The sequence below is a fragment of the Microbaculum marinisediminis genome (assembly GCF_025397915.1).
Classification (GTDB): domain Bacteria; phylum Pseudomonadota; class Alphaproteobacteria; order Rhizobiales; family Tepidamorphaceae; genus Microbaculum; species Microbaculum marinisediminis.
In genome coordinates this window covers 364,175-378,852 of sequence record NZ_JALIDZ010000001.1, presented here as the reverse complement: position 1 = coordinate 378,852, position 14,678 = coordinate 364,175, and the positions used below count along the sequence as shown (strand labels likewise).

Annotated in this window: 23 protein-coding genes; all 23 read left to right on the top strand. The window is 69.3% G+C overall.

Features of this window, described 5'->3' with window-relative positions; translation table 11 throughout:
* Window positions 1-112 precede the first annotated feature (112 nt).
* The 23 genes from MUB46_RS01970 (at window position 113) to MUB46_RS01860 (ending at window position 14,678) form a co-directional block, all read left to right on the top strand.
* Window positions 113-556 carry a hypothetical protein gene (locus tag MUB46_RS01970; RefSeq protein ID WP_261614180.1) on the top strand — a complete coding sequence of 148 codons (444 nt, stop codon included), beginning with the start codon at window positions 113-115 and terminating at the stop codon, window positions 554-556.
* Between the two features lie 108 nt (window positions 557-664).
* Window positions 665-1,297, top strand: coding sequence for a hypothetical protein (locus MUB46_RS01965; protein ID WP_261614179.1), 633 nt, complete (start codon window positions 665-667; stop codon window positions 1,295-1,297).
* The gene (locus MUB46_RS01960) at window positions 1,294-1,506 is read left to right on the top strand and encodes a hypothetical protein (protein ID WP_261614178.1); all 213 of its coding nucleotides are present in this window, start codon (window positions 1,294-1,296) and stop codon (window positions 1,504-1,506) included. The genes MUB46_RS01965 and MUB46_RS01960 overlap by 4 nt, the downstream gene beginning before the upstream one ends.
* 4 nt (window positions 1,507-1,510) lie before the next feature.
* The gene (locus MUB46_RS01955) at window positions 1,511-1,729 is read left to right on the top strand and encodes a hypothetical protein (RefSeq protein ID WP_261614177.1); all 219 of its coding nucleotides are present in this window, start codon (window positions 1,511-1,513) and stop codon (window positions 1,727-1,729) included.
* Window positions 1,726-2,883, top strand: a complete 1,158-nt coding sequence (locus tag MUB46_RS01950; RefSeq protein ID WP_261614176.1) for an SAM-dependent methyltransferase — start codon at window positions 1,726-1,728, stop codon at window positions 2,881-2,883. The genes MUB46_RS01955 and MUB46_RS01950 overlap by 4 nt, the downstream gene beginning before the upstream one ends.
* Window positions 2,880-3,215 carry a hypothetical protein gene (locus MUB46_RS01945; RefSeq protein ID WP_261614175.1) on the top strand — a complete coding sequence of 112 codons (336 nt, stop codon included), beginning with the start codon at window positions 2,880-2,882 and terminating at the stop codon, window positions 3,213-3,215. Before MUB46_RS01950 ends, MUB46_RS01945 begins: the two co-directional genes overlap by 4 nt.
* Entirely contained in the window at window positions 3,215-3,484 is a 270-nt protein-coding gene (locus tag MUB46_RS01940; protein ID WP_261614174.1) for a hypothetical protein, read from the top strand. The genes MUB46_RS01945 and MUB46_RS01940 overlap by 1 nt, the downstream gene beginning before the upstream one ends.
* A complete protein-coding gene (locus MUB46_RS01935; protein WP_261614173.1) occupies window positions 3,477-4,577 on the top strand; it encodes a phage Gp37/Gp68 family protein in 1,101 nt (366 codons plus the stop codon). The genes MUB46_RS01940 and MUB46_RS01935 overlap by 8 nt, the downstream gene beginning before the upstream one ends.
* Complete coding sequence (locus MUB46_RS01930; protein WP_261614172.1) at window positions 4,570-5,346, top strand: hypothetical protein; 777 nt, start codon at window positions 4,570-4,572, stop codon at window positions 5,344-5,346. The genes MUB46_RS01935 and MUB46_RS01930 overlap by 8 nt, the downstream gene beginning before the upstream one ends.
* A complete protein-coding gene (locus MUB46_RS01925) occupies window positions 5,333-5,866 on the top strand; it encodes a hypothetical protein (RefSeq protein WP_261614171.1) in 534 nt (177 codons plus the stop codon). Before MUB46_RS01930 ends, MUB46_RS01925 begins: the two co-directional genes overlap by 14 nt.
* Window positions 5,867-5,871: 5 nt before the next feature.
* The gene (locus MUB46_RS01920) at window positions 5,872-6,105 is read left to right on the top strand and encodes a hypothetical protein (protein ID WP_261614170.1); all 234 of its coding nucleotides are present in this window, start codon (window positions 5,872-5,874) and stop codon (window positions 6,103-6,105) included.
* A complete protein-coding gene (locus tag MUB46_RS01915; protein WP_261614169.1) occupies window positions 6,102-6,356 on the top strand; it encodes a hypothetical protein in 255 nt (84 codons plus the stop codon). Before MUB46_RS01920 ends, MUB46_RS01915 begins: the two co-directional genes overlap by 4 nt.
* Window positions 6,353-6,997 (top strand): HNH endonuclease signature motif containing protein, encoded by a 645-nt coding sequence (locus tag MUB46_RS01910; protein WP_261614168.1) that lies wholly within the window; start codon window positions 6,353-6,355, stop codon window positions 6,995-6,997. The genes MUB46_RS01915 and MUB46_RS01910 overlap by 4 nt, the downstream gene beginning before the upstream one ends.
* Window positions 6,994-7,242 carry a hypothetical protein gene (locus tag MUB46_RS01905; protein WP_261614167.1) on the top strand — a complete coding sequence of 83 codons (249 nt, stop codon included), beginning with the start codon at window positions 6,994-6,996 and terminating at the stop codon, window positions 7,240-7,242. Before MUB46_RS01910 ends, MUB46_RS01905 begins: the two co-directional genes overlap by 4 nt.
* Window positions 7,239-7,562, top strand: coding sequence for a hypothetical protein (locus tag MUB46_RS01900; RefSeq protein ID WP_261614166.1), 324 nt, complete (start codon window positions 7,239-7,241; stop codon window positions 7,560-7,562). Before MUB46_RS01905 ends, MUB46_RS01900 begins: the two co-directional genes overlap by 4 nt.
* Window positions 7,563-7,696: 134 nt before the next feature.
* Window positions 7,697-8,446, top strand: a complete 750-nt coding sequence (locus tag MUB46_RS01895) for a hypothetical protein (RefSeq protein ID WP_261614165.1) — start codon at window positions 7,697-7,699, stop codon at window positions 8,444-8,446.
* Window positions 8,443-9,903, top strand: coding sequence for a helix-turn-helix domain-containing protein (locus MUB46_RS01890; RefSeq protein WP_261614164.1), 1,461 nt, complete (start codon window positions 8,443-8,445; stop codon window positions 9,901-9,903). The genes MUB46_RS01895 and MUB46_RS01890 overlap by 4 nt, the downstream gene beginning before the upstream one ends.
* A gap of 42 nt (window positions 9,904-9,945) precedes the next feature.
* On the top strand, window positions 9,946-10,641 hold the full coding sequence (locus tag MUB46_RS01885; RefSeq protein WP_261614163.1) for a hypothetical protein: 696 nt from the start codon (window positions 9,946-9,948) through the stop codon (window positions 10,639-10,641).
* A 121-nt stretch (window positions 10,642-10,762) separates the two neighbouring features.
* A complete protein-coding gene (locus MUB46_RS01880; protein ID WP_261614162.1) occupies window positions 10,763-10,948 on the top strand; it encodes a hypothetical protein in 186 nt (61 codons plus the stop codon).
* A 15-nt stretch (window positions 10,949-10,963) separates the two neighbouring features.
* Window positions 10,964-11,542 (top strand): phage tail protein, encoded by a 579-nt coding sequence (locus tag MUB46_RS01875; protein ID WP_261614161.1) that lies wholly within the window; start codon window positions 10,964-10,966, stop codon window positions 11,540-11,542.
* 159 nt (window positions 11,543-11,701) lie between these two features.
* Entirely contained in the window at window positions 11,702-12,328 is a 627-nt protein-coding gene (locus tag MUB46_RS01870; RefSeq protein WP_261614160.1) for a hypothetical protein, read from the top strand.
* Window positions 12,325-14,475: a phage terminase large subunit family protein gene (locus tag MUB46_RS01865; protein ID WP_261614159.1), complete on the top strand. Its 2,151-nt coding sequence runs from the start codon at window positions 12,325-12,327 to the stop codon at window positions 14,473-14,475. Before MUB46_RS01870 ends, MUB46_RS01865 begins: the two co-directional genes overlap by 4 nt.
* Window positions 14,476-14,477: 2 nt before the next feature.
* A complete protein-coding gene (locus MUB46_RS01860) occupies window positions 14,478-14,678 on the top strand; it encodes a phage head-tail joining protein (RefSeq protein WP_261614158.1) in 201 nt (66 codons plus the stop codon).

Sequence of the window (14,678 nt, the reverse complement as noted above, 5' to 3'; positions counted from 1 at the left end):
GAATGAGCTGCCTTCCGGCCACATTCGCTGCTTCGGTGCGTCTGTCGCACCTGCCGCGCGGCGGTCTCCGTGGCGACGTCGTTGCGGGCCTCGGCATTCGGGGGCGGGTGTGATGTCTATCGTCGATGTCATGGCCAAAGCCTCTCACGGCGGCCGCGAAGCGCGATTCGCAAAAAACGAAGCGCGATTCACCCCCACCAAAAACAGGAAGAAAAACATGGCCTTGCTGTCGGTCATCTGCGCCGCGCGGCGTTTGTGGCCGGTCAAGACGGCCCACTGGCTGGCGCAATTCGCCGGCACGACCGTGCGCTCGGCGCAGATGACGCTGGCCGAACGGACCGAGCCGAGCGGGGCGACCTTCGCGAACCTGATCCGCTCGGATGCGGGCTTTGAATTCATCCGCGAGCTGATGGACCCGGAGTTCGGGCGCGCGCCGGACTGGTGGGCGGATGTCGAGAGGGGCGCGCGGCTCCTGGAACTGGAGCGGCGGGCGGCGGCGGCGCGGGCGGAACTGGACTCGTTGAGGAGGCAGATCGGTGGCGACGAGGCGACGTAGCGGCGCGTGGCTCATTGGTCTCGCCGAGATCGTGCAGTCCTTCGCCGACTGGTTGCGCGGGCGCGCGCGCCGTCACCACGAGCGCCGGCTGCGGAAGGCGGCGGGATCATGAGCACGCGCCCGGGAGCTGGGGCCATCAACTGGGAGCGGCTCGGGCGCGTCGCGTCGGCGCGGCTCGATCCGCGCGCCGGGATCGTCAGCCGAAGCGGCATCCGGGCGTTGCGGGCCAGGCGGGGGCTGTCGGCCGGCGACTATCTGTCGGTCTGCGCCGCGCTGGATCTAGATCCGCTGGATCTCGATCCGGTGGGCCTCGCGCCGGCCGGGAAGGACGTGCCCGCCTATCGCGGCCGGCTGTCGCACGAGATCGTCGCCGCGGCCGTGCTCGGGCGCCGGCTCGCGCTGGGCATCACGTCGATGGAGGCGGCCGCGCGGGCGATCGGCGGTCTCTCGGCGGCGACGCTGTGCCGGATCGGCCAGGGACGGGCGCTGAGCGCGGGCGCGCTGCTGCGGATCGCGGCGTGGACCGGCAAGCATCCCAACGAATTCACCGTCTCCGACAGCGCCCCGCCGGCGCTGATCGCCGAGATCGTCGAGAGCCTCGCGCGGATCAATCCGCCGGCGATGGGCCCCGAGGCGGGACCGGGAAAAGCCTGCGAAAACAATCCATTTCACGACGTGTCACACGTGAAGCGAGCGCTTGCGCGGCTCGCCCGTGAAGCACGGGCACGGGAGGGATCGTGACGTGGACCCATCAGGCCGACGTCCTGCTGATCGCGCTGATCGCCCGCGGCGCGGGCATGCCCGCCCTGATGCGGCACCTGCGTCATGTCTCGGAGGCCGTGACCGAGGAGGACATCGCGACGCGGATCGCCGTCATGGCCCGCACCGAGACGATGATGCGCGCCGCGCTGGAGATCCGCAGCGCGGCCAAAGCCGCCGAACCGGGTTGAGCCGATGACCGACCAGGGGCGCAGGGATATCCCCTACGACGGCGCGGCGGACGGGCTGGAGAGCTGGGCGCTGGCGATCCGGTGCATGCGCGAGCGCGGGATCCGCGGCGGCGTGATCCAGCCGCTTCCAAGCCGGCCGCACGAGGCCCGCTGGAAGGCCGAAGGGCCAGTCGAGAACGACAGGCTCGACGTCCTCCGCGACGGATGGGGGGAGACCCCATGACGGCGCTCACCCGCTACGATGAGGCTTGCCGTGCGCTTGCCGAGGCCAAGACGCTGGAGGAGGTGCGCGGCATCTCCGACAAGATGGCGGCCGTCCAGGAATATGCCCGCCGCGCCAACAACCGGCAGCTCGAGGTGGACGCCGCCGAGATGCGCCTGCACGCCGATCGGCGTGGCGGTGCGCTGCTGAAGGAGATCAAGGAGGCCGGATTGCTGTCGGCCGGAGGGCGACCGACCCGCCCAGCAGAAACCGGTTCCACCACGGAACCGGTTTCGGAGGCCGATCGCCCCGCCCCGCTGCCGCGGGGGGAGAAGGTCACGCTCGCCGAACTCGGCATCGACAAGAAGACGTCGAGCCGCATGCAGAAGGCAGCGGGCATCGCGGCCGATGCCTTCGATGCGATGATCGCGCGCTGGCGCGAGCGGGCGCTTTCCGAGAAGGGGGGCATCAACCTGCGGGCCGCCATCGGCACCGACAGCGCCACGGACAGTGAGCGCGGCAACAATCTCTACGAGACGCCGCCCGAGGCGATGCATGCGCTCCTCGCGGTGGAGCGGTTCGAGCAGGTGCGCACGATCTGGGAGCCGGCCTGCGGGCGCGGAGCGATCTGTCGCGTGCTGGAGGCGGCGGGGCACGAGGTCGTCTTCACCGATCTTGAGGACTATAGCCGGGCGAACGCCGACGGCGAGCTGCAGGAGGTCGGCAGTTTCCTCGAGACACGCTGGTCGGACGCCGAGCAGGGCATCCGGGGACCATGGCGCGGCGCGCTGTGGACCGGCGAGCGTCCGACGATCATCACGAATCCGCCCTACGGCAAGGTGCTCAACGCCTTCGTCGCCCACGCGCTGCGCGAGCACCGGCCGCCGAAGATGGCGCTCTTGCTCAACCTCAACTTCCTCTGCGGCTTCGACGACCCAGACCGCAACTACGTCATGGACGACTGTCCGCCGGCGCGGATCCACGTGTTCACGCGCCGCCTGCCGATGATGCACCGCGATGGCTGGGCCGGGCCGGAAGCCGAGAGCCGGATGAACACCGCCTGGTTCGTATGGGAGCGCGACGAGGACGGGGATTACTCGGGCGCGCGTATCGTCAACCGCGTCGACTGGAAAGACCATCAGCCTGCGGGCGAAGACGAGGAGCGCGCCGCATGACAACCCCGGTTTTCCGAACCTTTCCCGCGACGGACGCGGAGCGCGAGGCGATCCGGCTGATCGGTGACACGCCCTTCGTCGCCAACGTGACGATCCAGGCGTGTGCGCTCGCCGCGCCGCGCTCGATCCTCGCCGGTCCGGGCGTCCGGTTCGACCAGCAACTCGCGGCGCCGGATGCGGCTGCGGCTGCGGCGCGGTCCGGACGGGATCGCGATCGGCGGTCCGCCCCGCTGTTCGGCGACGGCGACGCCCGGCGGCTCCTGGCGGTGCTGTGCGTCATCGCAGGGCTGGCAATCGTTGCGATTGCGGCGGCCGCGGTGAGGGCGTCGTGATGGGCATCCCGGCCCCCACCGCCATACCCGTGGCCTCGACCGTCGTCGTCTCGCACGGGCCGGACGGCGAGATTTTCGTGGAGCTGCATGACCGTACAGGGCGGATCGTCGCCGTGGCGCCGCTCTGCCTCGGCCGGGCGGTGGCCTTCGCCGTTTCGCTGAACGAGGCCTGCCAGGCGCTGATCGACGCGGATTGCGATCCGGGCGGGGACGCAAGAGGCGCGGAAGGCGGAACGCCCGACAGGGATGAAGGAGGTCCACATGGCTGAGCACTCGACGATCGAATGGACCGACGCGACCTGGAATCCCGTCACCGGCTGCTCTGTCGTCTCGCCGGGCTGCACCAACTGCTACGCGATGCGAATGGCCGCGCGGCTGGAGGCGATGGCGCCTCGGCCGGACGGCACGGGCGATCCGCATCTGCTGCACTACGCCGGCACGACGCAGGACTCGAGGGCCGGTCCGGTCTGGACGGGTAAGGTGGCACTGGCGCCGGAGGCTGTGCTGGCGAAGCCGCTGCGGCGCCGCAAGCCGACGATGTATTTCGTCAACTCGATGGGCGACCTGTTCCACGAAGCCGTCCCCGACGACTGGATCGACCGCGTCTTCGCCGTCATGGCGCTTGCGCCGCAGCACACATTCCAGGTGCTGACGAAACGCTCGGCGCGGATGCGGGACTACATGGCGCCGCACTGTCTGCGACGGGCGGATGGGCTTGGAAAAGCGGTCATCAAGTTGGGATACGACGGACCGCTGGAATGTCTGCCATCCTGGCCGCTTCCCAACGTCTGGCTCGGCGTCAGCGCGGAGGACCAGACCCGCGCCGACGAACGGATCCCCGACCTGCTGGCGACGCCGGCGGCGGTGCGGTTCGTGAGCGCGGAGCCGCTGCTCGGACCGGTGGATCTGACCATGATCCCAACGGGAGGCCGCATCGGCGACGCCGTTCTTTGCGACGATGCTCTTTCGGGTCCGCCGGACTTTCAGAGCGGCAGTCGCCTCGACTGGGTGATCGTCGGCGGGGAGAGCGGGCGCGGGGCGCGGCCGATGCATCCCGCCTGGGCGCGGTCCCTGCGCGATCAGTGTCAGGCCGCGGGCGTGCCGTTCTTCCTAAAACAGTGGGGCGAATGGGCGCCGGGCGAGTGTGCCGCGGGGCCGCCGACCAGGACGGAGACTGGTGCTTGGTGGTTCGGCAATAGCTGGCGGTTTGGGCGCGTTACACCTCGCGAGAGCGAAGAAATGCACTGCGACGACGCGCCAGATGTCTACCGCCTCGGCAAGAAGGCCGCCGGCGCGCTGCTGGACGGGCGCGAATGGCGCGAGATGCCGGCGGCGACAACGGCCGGAGGCGTCGATGGCTGAGCCGAAAACACGGCCGATCCTGTTCTCCGGGCCGATGGTCCGCGCGATCCTCCACGGGCGCAAGACGCAGACGCGGCGGGTGCTGAAGCCGCAGCCTCCGGCAGACATGGCCCTCGTCGGCATCTATGCACCCAAGCTAACCGCCGTCTTCGGCTATGTCGCCCCGGATGCCGATTGCAAAATCCCGCTCCGCTATATCCCCGGCGACCTGCTGTGGGTGCGGGAGTCGGTCTGGCAGTCGGCGCGTTACCCGGGCACGCTACCCTCCGGCGAGCCTGAACCTACGTCATGGTTATGGGGCAGGCGGATCCACTATGCGATCGACGGTAATCCGCCGAACGTACCCAACAGGCACTATCCGGAAGCGTTTAGAAACGGTGCCTTCGCCGCACCCGATCCGGATGCGGTCTGGCTGAAGCGCCCGTCGATCCACATGCCCCGCTGGGCCTCCCGTCTCACGCTCCGCGTGACCGACGTTCGTGTCCAGCGGGTGCAGGACATCACCAAAGCGCACGCGATCGCGGAGGGCTGCGCCGGTTGCCTCGGTCCTAATCCTTGCTTCCCCGATGAATGGGATCCGAGTCCCGACGAGGAGTTCCGCGACCTTTGGGAGCGCCTCAACGCGCCTCGCGGTTTCGGCTGGGAGGCAAACCCGTGGGTAGCCGCGATCACCTTCGAGCCATTCGCGGGGAACGTCGGCGCGCCGGCCGACTGGATCCCGATCGCGCCGACAGGGAAGAAGGAAATCCATCGTGATGCTGACACCTGAAAAGCTGTACGCGGCCGCGCGCGAGAAGGCCGTCACGCGCCGGGCCGAGGCGCTGCAACTGCGGGCGCGCCAGCGCGAGGAGATCGCCCGGGCGGCCACCGGTGGCGGGGGCGGCCCCGGCGGTGCCGGTCCCGGCGGTGTCGGGCTGGCCGACGGCTACTGGGAGCGGCGCGACCGGGCAGAGCGGGAAGCCGATGCCTATGCCGCGCTTGCCGACGTGTTCGGCGCGCTGATCGGCGAGGCCACCGGGGCCGACGTGGCGAATGGCGGGGGCGCACCGCTCCCCACCGGGCGCCTGCGCGACGTTCGCGACCTCGTCGGCGCGCTTGGCGGGCGCAAGGCGGCCGAACGCTTCTACGGCGCGACCCGGCAACGGCTGGGCGGCTGGATCTCGCGGGGGCAGATCCCGGCCGAATGGGCCGACATGACGCGCGCCGCGCTGCCTGGATACGACATTTCGGGCGCCGTGTTCGGAATGGTCCGGGTGCGCCGCGGCGCGGCCGGGGAGGCGGCGGAATGACGCGGGTGCGGCTTCCCGGATGCGGCGACCGGCGGGGCAAATGGGCGGATCACGAGGACTGGCTCACCGCACAGGCGGCGGCGGGCCTGTCGGCCGGCGCGATCGCGCCGCTGGCCAGCGCCCGCCTCGGCGCGCCGGTGTCGCGCGCGGCCGTCTGCGCCGCGTGCTGGCGTCTGGGGATCACCTTGATGGGCAAGGCGGGGGCGCCGATGGGCGGAACCGGGAAAGCGGAGCCATGACGAAAAACAAGCTTACGGACCTGAACGACCACCTGTTCGCGCAGCTGGAGCGGCTGTCTGACGAGGATCTGAACGAGGGCCAGATCGACACCGAGGTCAAGCGCGCGGAGGCCATCGTCAAGGTGGCTGACCGGATCGTGGACGGGGCGGACCTGCAGTTGCGCGCGGCGAAGCTCTTCGCGGAGCACGGCGCCTACATCGAAAAGCGGCTGCCGCTGATCGGCAAGGGGATCGGGGGCGAGGGTCAATGAAGGGGCAAGCCATTCGCTACAGCGACCAGGAGCTCGCGTGGCTGGAGGACAATCGCGCGATGGTCATCGGCGACTACCACGCCGGCTTCGTCGCGCGGTTCGGCCGTACCGACGTGTCGGCCGCGAACCTGAAGGCGCTTCGTACGCGCAAGGGCTGGAAGACCGGCCGCACCGGGCATTTCGCCGCCGGCCACGCGCCGCACAACAAGGGCCGGCCGTTCCCGATCGCGGCCAATCACCCGAACTGTCGCAAGCATCAGTTCAAGAAGGGGCAGGAACCGCACAACACGAAATATGCCGGGCACGAACGGGTGTCGAAGGACGGCTATGTCGAGATCAGCGTCAACGAGCGGAACCCGCACACCGGATACAAGCGGCGCTACGTGCACAAGCACCGCTGGCTTTGGGAACAGGCGAATGGACCGCTGCCCGACGACATGGCGCTCAAGTGCCTCGACGGGGACAAGACGAACTGCGACCCGTCGAACTGGGAGGCGATCCCGAAGGCGCTTCTGCCGCGCCTGAGCGGTGGGCGCTGGTATCGGCCCTACGACACCTATGAGCCGGAGGCCCGCCCGGCGGTCCTGGCTATCGCGAAACTGGAACATGCCGTGCGCCAGCGAAAGCGGGGGGCGGAATGAGCGCGGCGGCGATATCCGTTCTCGCCGGCCCGGTTCTCGAGCGGCCGGCGCCTATCGCCGTCGGCACCGTATTTGTCTGGGCCGGGCGGCCGCTGAAGGTGGCGAGCGTGCATGGAGAGGATTCGTCTGCACCGGTGATCGTCGAAGAACTGGCGGACGGCTTCGGCTGGCTGGAAGGGCAATACGCGCTGTGGAGCCTCGGCGGTGTAATGGGCGCGCTCTACAGTGGGCCGGGTGCCCCATGACGCAAGGCGATCTCAACCGGCGCTGTCGCGAGGCATCGGAGGCGCTGGACCGGGCGCGCGCGGCGCACGAGCGCCGGCCGGACGACGCGGCCGCCTATCGCCGCTTCCTGGAGGCGCGGGCCGACTTCCTGGAGACCGAGATCGCCCGGCGCGACCGGCAACTGGCGACCGAGCGGCGCCGCTCGACCGAGCTGGGCCGGCGCCTGAAACGGGCGATGGCGCTGCTGGCCAAGGCCCGCAGACCCGCGCGGCGGGGCCGGCGCGGCGGGGCAGGCGGCCCGGGCGCGGCGGACCAACTGGACTTCATGGGGGCGGGATAATGGCTGCGCGAAAACGGCTTGGCGGTTGGTCTTGGGGGCCGGTAAAGGGCGCGAAGCTGCGCGTCCTTTCCCTTGGCGCCGGCATCCAGTCATCCACTCTCGTTCACATGATGCTTGCTCGGGTGATAGGGCCGATGCCCGACGCGGTGATCATGGCCGACACCGGCGACGAGCTCCCCGCGACATTGCGCCATTTCGACTACCTCGAAGGGGAGATTACCCGGAGGACGAACGGGCAGGTCAAGGTGCTGCGCGTGTCCAAGGGGGAGCGGCTGTCCGACTCGATCCGCCGACGCGCTGCGGGGGGCAACGGTGTCCGGCGAGACGGCACGCCGAACCGGTTCGTGTCGGCGCCCTTCTTCACCGAGAACGGCGGACAGGGCCGCCGCCAATGCACGCGCGAGTACAAGATAGAGCCGCTGGAGCGGATGCAGCGTGAGTTGCTGGGCTACAAGTCCCGGCAGCGCATCCCGCCGGGCTCGGCCGAAGTCTGGATCGGCATCAGCACCGACGAGGTCGTCCGTGCCGGCGCGGCGTTCACGCGTTGGACGGTCAACCGCTACCCGCTGCTCGAAATGAGGATGTCGCGCGGCGACTGTATCGAGTGGCTGAAACGCCATGGCTACCCGGTCCCGCCCAAGAGCGCCTGCATCTTCTGCCCGTACCGCACGAACGCCGAATGGCGCTGGCTGCGTGACAACGATCCGGACAGCTTCGCTGACGCTGTCGAGATCGACCGGCTGATCCGCGACACACCCGGCAAGAAGCATCGCGAGTTCCTGCATGCCGATCGCGTACCGCTCGGGGACGTCGATTTATCGACCGCGGAGGAGCGCGGGCAAGGCTCTTTCCTGAATGAATGTGAGGGGTTCTGCGGGCTATGAGCGCCTATCTGCTGGGCATGGGCTTCAAGTGCGACATGGCCACGTGCGCGCGCAAGCTGGTGCTGTTGAAGCTGATCGACGCATGCGAGGAGGACGGCACGCGGATCTATCCGGCGGTCTCGACGATCGCCCGGGCGGCGCAGTGCTCGGCGCGCCAGGTGCAGCGCGAACTGAAGGCGTTCGTCGATACCGGGCTGCTGCGCATCGTGCGCGAGGGCGGGCGCGGGCCCGGCTCGACGCGGGAATATGCGATGGATCTCGACGTGCTGCGCCGGCTCTCCGACGTCGGCTGGGATGCGCTGGCCCGGGGCGCCGATGGCGGCGCCGGCGGGGAAGCGGAGGGGGAATCCAAGGGTGACACCGTGTCACCCTTGCAGCCGGACGCCAAGGGTGACACGGCCGACGGCGGGAGGGTGACAGGCGGCGCGCCCAAGGGTGACACCGGGAGTCACCCAACCCCTCCAGACCCCTCCAATAACCCCTCCTCGGAGAGAGAGCGCGCAAGCGCGGGCGATCGCGATCAGGAAAACCCGAAAGAGGCGAGGGGCGTAGCGAGCCGAGCGGCCGGGACCGGCGACCACACCGGGGACTTCGTCGACAGCGACCTGTTCTGGCGAGGCAAATCCCGGTGGCCGGGCAAGATGGGCGGCAACCTGCCGCTGGAAATCCGGGCATGGGAGGCGCTGGGCGGGCATGACGAGCGGGTGCTTGCCGAACGCTCGATCGAGGCCGTGGTCGACGACGCCAAGAAACAGGCGGGCCGGACCAAATGGCCAAGCTGGCTGACCTACCTCAAGACCCGCGACTGGCGCCTGCTGGCGCCCGATCGGCGCGACCCGCCGGCGGCCCCCTTCGTGCGGACCTGGTCGAAGGAATGGTGGGCGCTGATCTTCCGCCTGACCGACCGGGGGGACCGGCTCGAGCCGATCGCCGGATCGCTGCGCCGACAGGCGGACGGACCGGCCGGCCTGCGCTGGCCGCGCGACGACCTGCCCGGCGCCGACGCGGCGGCCGCGTTGCAGCCGGTCCACTCCGGCGCGCTGGAGGCCTGGGCCTGGGCGCGCTGGCTGAATGAGCGGGGGTTGCGCCTCGATGTCGGCGGCAAGACCGAATTCTGGCTCCACCTGCCGGGCGCGTGGCCGCCGGGCATGGACCGGGAGGCGGCGCTGGCCGCCAAGGCGCGCGCCGATGCGGCGCCGAAGATCAGCGCCTTCGCTGCCGAGCGCCTTGCCGCGTTCGGGCTGAAGCCGCTGACGCGGCCGGGCCTGGCGCCGGGCGATGGCGCGGAGATCCTGTGCGACGACGGCGACGGGCCGCGCTGGCTGGAGGTGACGGTGGAGACGGCGGACGACCGCGTGATCGTCGGCCGCGATGCCAGGGGATTGCGGCGGACGGCCCCGACGCAGGATCCGGACCGGTGGCGGCGGACGCACGACCCGGGCCGCGGGGTGGGATGAGGCGGGGCGGCATGAGGCGGGGAACTGACATGGACACATGGCATGGACATCTGGCGGAACGAGGAGGAGGCGGACTTGGCGAAGGGAACGAGCGTGAGGGCTAATGTGGCGCGGCTGATCGAAGCGGGCGACGTGCGCGCGCCGGCGCTGGAGAAACGGCGCGACGCGGTGGGGGCGAAGCACGCGCTGAGCCCGCTGGCGGAGACGCCGCTGGGGCGGGCGCGCCTGCTGAACATGATCAGCGAGGGGCAGTATCGCGCCGGCGTGCAGTATGAGGCGCTGACCCAGATCCATCGGATCGTGCAGGGGCTGGGCCTTGGCCGGGTCGTGGCGATCGACATGGCGGGCGTCGGCGGGGCGAGCCTGAGCGGGCGGGAGTTCTCGCGGGGCGAGGTCGACGCGGTGAAGGCTCGCTACGGCCGGGCGTCGCGGAAACTGGCCGAAGCCGGCGTGCGGGCGCAGCAGGTGACCAGCGGCGTGCTGTTCGATGCGCAGCCGGTGACCGACGAGACGCTGGAGCCGCTGCGGGCGGGCCTCAACGCGCTGTCGAGCCACTTCAACCGGGGGCAGGGCAACCAGCCGAACCGGGTTCTGACATGGCAGGCGGGCGGGCGCCCGGGGATCGACAGCCGGCTCTGGGACGCGGCACCCGAGGGCGATTCCAAAGGTAAGCGGAAATCGCGGAAATCGACCCAGCGAATTCGCGACGGCATCAAGCCAAGGAAGCCGGGGGCTTGACTCGAATTCCCGACTCGCCGTACCCCTGAAAACCGTCAACGTGAACGATTCTGCCCCGGCCGGGAAACCGCGCCGGGGTTTCGCGTTTCTAGGCCACAATCGAACATCCGGGGAGTGGGCAATGGGCTGTCGGTGCGGCGAACGGCGGAAGGCCCTCCGGCGCGCGGCCGAAGCCATCGCCAAGGGCGATCGCAAGGCGCTCGGCGCCAATGTCGGCTACGTCGGCCGGACGATGGTGCAGGACGTTCGGGCGCTGGCGCGCGACGCGGCCGCCCGCAGGCTGGCGGTCCGGGGCTCCAGGCGCTGACCTTGAGGCGGTAACGTGGCGCGGTTCGTCCCGCTCGTCGAGGTCAGGGTCGATGCGAGCGAGATCGACAGGCTCGCGCGCGGCGTCGGGGAGCTGGCGGCCGCTTCGCGCGACAAGGCCACGGTGCGGGCGATCAATCACGTCGGCAACAAGGGCTTCACCGCGGTGCGTCGGGCCACGGCGCGCCAGGCCGGGCTCAAGGTCGGCGACGCCGGCAAGGCGATGCGGAAGGAACTCGCCAGCACGTCGGCCCCGATCTATCGCATCATCGGACGGGGGGCGCACCTTCCCGCCTTCAAGTTCGGTGGTCGGCAGACCCGTCGCGGCGCATCGGCGGCGCCGTGGAAGAAACGGCGGGTGTTTCCCGGCACGTTCGTGGCCAGGATGGGCACGGGCCACGTCGGGATCTTCCGCCGGACCGGATCCAAGCGTCTGCCGGTCCGCGAGCTGTGGGGGCCGTCGATCCCGGTGGAGATGATCAGGGACGACGCCAAGACGACGTTCGAACGGCTGGTCGACAGCGAGCTGCTGCCGCGGCTGGGTCACGAGCTGGCCCGCGAGGTCGATCGGATCAAGGCGAAGTACGGGCTGTGAGCGCGTCGGCGGCGACCCGGAGGGCCCCCCGTTTGGGTCCTTCCTTGGAGGCGAACGCCGGACGGGCTCGCTGCGCCTGAGTTTTCACCAGTAGATCGGCTCGCAACCGGTACACGGATACACGTGCGGCGCACGTGTTCCGCACGGATTGGTGCACGAATGCAGCAAGACTGGATCTCGATCACGGAAGCCGCGCGGCGACTAACCGCGGCCGGCGACAAAATCGACCGCTCGTCGCTGTCGCGGTACCTGAAGCAGCACAGCGAAGCGCTCCATACCAAACGGGAAGGACGGAGCAACCTGGTCGAGTTCGGGGCACTCGCGCGGCATCGGTCGGAGAACGTACGGGTCGATGTCCGACTGGAGGAGCCGGCCGGCGGAGGCAGCGGCGCGCCGGCGGCCGAAGGCGGTCAGCGTTTCAGCCGAACCCAATCGGATGGCGCGGCCCGCAAGGCAATGGCCGACGCCGAACTCCGCGAGATGGATGTCGCCGAACGCCGCGGCGAACTGACCGTGACGGCGGAGGTCGATCGGGCCGGTCGTGAGGCGCTCGTTCTGATGCGGACGGCGTTCGAGCGCGCGGTCGAGACGGAAGCGGCCTCGTTGGCCGTGAGGTACGGCTGGGACGAACGCATTGTCCGTCTCGCGCTCAAGAGCTTCGCGCGCGCCGGTGTGGAGCGGTTCCATCAGGAGATGATGAAGCGCCTGGACGCCATCCACAGGCGCCGGGACGCCGGCGAGACCCGACCGACGTCGACCGAGGCGGACGCGCTCGCCCTGCAATGACCTATCACGACACCCGGAGCCGGTTCCCGAATCTTCGGACCGGAGAGGAGGTGCTGTTCGCCGGTCTGGCAGCCGCAAGCCGGCCGGTCGAGACCCTGACCGTAAGCGAATGGGCCGACCGTTATCGCTACGTGTCCGACGAATCGGGATCGCCGTGGCCTGGCAAGTTCCGCACCGACCGGGTGCCCTACCTGCGCGAGCCGCAGGATTGCCTGCATCCAGATCATCCGGCGCGGAGGGTTACAGCGCGGTGGGCCGCCCAGCTCGGCAAGACGACCGCGTTGGAGAACTGGTTTTGCTTCATCGTCGATCAGGAGCCGGGATCGATGATGATCGTCATGCCAACGCTCGAGGAGGCATCCAAGTTCAACAGGCTCAAGCTGCAGCCCACGATCGAGGTAACGACGCGCATCCGGCACAAGGTCGCTCCGGCAAACAGCCGCGACGAGCAGGGATCGACAACGTCGTACAAACGATTTGCCGGCGGCTTCTGCCAGATCGTCAACGCAGGATCGTCGAAGGGCCTGCAGATGGTCTCGATAAAGTACCTCGGCATGGACGAGGTCACCGGCTACCCGCGCGACGTCGACGGCCGCGGCAGCCCGCGAGATCAGGCCCGCGCACGACAGAAGATGTACGGCGATCTCGCCAAGGAGTGGGAGGGATCAACGCCCGGGATCGTCGGAGAGTGTGCGATCACCAAGGACTACGAAGCCGGCGACCGCCGGCTTTTCTATGTGCCCTGTCCGCATTGCGCCGTCTTCCATCCCCTGCGCTTCGATCAGATGCGGGGACCCGATTCCGGGGCGGGATTGCCTGCGCACCTGCGGTGCCCGCAATGCGATGGCATCATCCTGGACGGCCATAAGCCGGACATGATGGCCCGGGGTGAATGGATCCCCACGCGGGTACGCGAGGGGGAGAATCCCGTGCCTGAAACGGTTTCGGCGGAAGACCTGCCGAAATGGCGGTGCCCACCGTGCGAAGGACGGTGCCAGGACTGGCAACCGAGCTTCCACCTCTGGGCCGCGTATGCGCCTCGGGAGCGGCTCGCAGACATCTGGGCCCGATGGGAGGAGGCTCAAAGCGATACCACATCGCTGCGGACCTTCAGCCAACAGGATCTCGCCGAACCGTACGATCCGGGCGGCGTCACGGTCGAATGGGAGACGATCCACGCCGCAGCCCGGAAGGACGCCTATCCGAGCCGTTGCATCCCGGCGCAAGCCGGCCTCGTCGTGTCGACCTCCGACGTGCAGGGCTACGGGATCAAGTGGACGTGCTACGCCATCGGGCCGCGGGGGCAACGCTGGCTCGTCGATCGCGAGATCTTCGAAGGCGCGCCGGACAAGAGCGACGATCCCTGGATAGCCCTTGCCGATGCCCTCGGCCGGACCTATCCGACCGCCGGCGACCAAGAGAAGGGCATCGACCTGTCGGGCGTCGACTCCGGCTTCGCCACCGATCGGGTTTACCGATTCTGTTCCGGGCGGCCGAACTGCTACGCCCTCGACGGTCGGCATCAGCAGGGCCTGCCCTGGTTGGGATCGCCGAAGAAGAAGGACGTCCTCGACCGCAACAAGCGGCGGATCGCGAAAGTCCTCCTCTATCCGGTTGGCAACTACGACGTCAAAACCGAGGTTGTGGCGGGGCTCGCCAATCTCGTCGACGGCCCGGATCAGAACGGGCATTGGCCACGCAACACGATCCATCTGTCGCCGGACCTCTGCGATGAGGAGTTCGCGAAGGAACTGACGGCCGAGCGCCTGGTCGATCCCGACGAGGATATCCGGTCGTCGAACCGTCGTGCCCGCAAGCTGATCAGCCCGAAGGCGCAGCGGGAATGGAAACGGATCGCCGGCCGGGCCAACGACTGGTTTGACTGCACCGTCTACGCCCTCGCGCTGGCATGGCACCTTGAAAAGAAGCGGCGACTGACGGCCGAGCGGTGGGCCGACCTGTTGACCTCGGTTCACGGTGTGCAGGCAGCGCCGGATCTGTTCGAGACGGGTGCGGCTGAGCCGTTCGACACGAAGCCCGCGAAAGAGAAGCCGAAGCGCGCATCGCCGGCGAAGGTGCGCGACAGCGACTGGCTCGGCGGGGGCGGTACCGCCTCCGGCCGCCGTGGGAAGGGTTGGTTGGACTGATCATGGCCGAAGACATCGACGCCGAACTCGCACAACTCCGCAAAGCCTATGCGACCGGGGCGCTCAAGGTGCGCTTCCGGGACCGCGAAGTGACCTATGCGAACGCCGAAGATCTCGAACGCCGTATTCGCTTCCTCGAGCGCCGCAAGGCCGGCAAGCGCAAGACCGGCGCATTCGCCAGCTTCTCGCGGGGAGACCGCTGA